The 1,419-nt window shown below is 66.2% G+C and carries 1 pseudogene; it reads right to left on the minus strand.

The features are described from left to right. Window positions 1–1,076 (minus strand): annotated as a pseudogene (locus IJ15_RS0123800) (ABC transporter substrate-binding protein); the annotation flags it as partial. Window positions 1,077–1,419 lie beyond the last annotated feature (343 nt).

Consider the following 1,419-nt stretch of genomic DNA (forward strand, 5'->3'; position numbering starts at 1 on the left):
GGTCGACGGCGAGTCCGTCGGTGTCGATGACGCCCACCTTGCTCATGGACGCGGTAATGCCCTGCGGAGTGATGTCGCCGTCCGCACACGCCTGAGTCAGGCCCTTGTCGATCAGCTGCGCCATCAGGTAGCCCGCAGCGGCCGGCGCGGTGGCCGCCCGGTCCCCGAACTTGGCCTCCCACGCGGACAGCAGCTCCCGGATCGGGGCCGCGTCCGAACTGAACGGCGCGTTGTTGGACGTCAGCACGACGTGGTCGACGATCGTCCCCGCGCGCCTGCGCAACAGCGGCCGCGGAGACGGTCTGCGCGCTCGCCGTGCCCATGACGATCGCCTTGGCACCCGCCTGCCGCAGGGAGTTGACCTGCGCGGTGGCATCGGAAGCCGTGCTGTCGATCTTGGCGTTCTCCACCTTCAGGCCGAACTGCTGGGCCGCGCCAGCCACCCCGTTCGAGACGGCCTCACCGATACCGTTCGGATAGGCGATGACACCGATCGTGTCGCCCGACTTCAGGGTCCCCTGCTCGACCAGATAGGCCACGCCGTTCACTGCTTCCACGTCGTACGGCGCACCGGGCATGAAGGCCTGCGACACCTTCAGGAGCACCGGATCGTACGACCCGGCCAGCACTGCCAATCCGTCCTGAGCGAGCCGTGGTCCCAGCGTCACCGCGTCCGTACCCGGGGAGAGGTTGGCGATCGCCGCGATTTCGGAGCGCAGCGAGGTGTACTGCGTCATCGTCTCCTGGGAGTTGTACTTGTTGTCGCGCGCATCGATCCGGACCTCGCGATCACAGACGCCGCCATCCTTGTTGACCTTGTCGAACCACAGCTGGACGCCGGCCACGCCGTCCTGACCCAGGCCACCGATCGGCCCACTCAGGGGCACCAACGCACCCAGGGTGATGGCGGTGGAAGGGAATGGGGCCGGGCGCGGACGAGGGGCAAGCTGCAGCCGGCGGGCGAACTCGGTGATCGACAGGCGCACGACGCGACGAACGAGGAAGAAGCCGCCATCGGACCGTCCACCGATGCCCACCGCGAGCGCCTGCACGACACGCCTACCCGCCGTCTGCATATAAATCTAAACTCAGATTTAGATATAAGCGTGACTCACATCACAAGTCAAGGTGCGGACCAAAGATTTGTTCAACTTTCTCGAAACCTGCAGCTCACAGAGCAGCTCTCGGACGCCAGCTCCATGCAAAGGTCCGGACTAAACAGCGCGGGAGGCCTACGGCCGGATCGAGGCTTTCCGAACTCCCGAACCGGCATTCACAGCACGCGCGCGCCGAAGCCAGCGCCGTGAACTTCCGTCCAGGCGCTGGAAACACGAGTGGCCGGGCACCTTTCGGTGCCCGGCCACTGTCGCGTTCGAGGGTTACTGCTTGGTGAGCGCGCGCTCCGCGGCGGCCAGCAGC

The organism is Prescottella defluvii, assembly GCF_000738775.1.
Classification (GTDB): Bacteria; Actinomycetota; Actinomycetes; order Mycobacteriales; family Mycobacteriaceae; genus Prescottella; species Prescottella defluvii.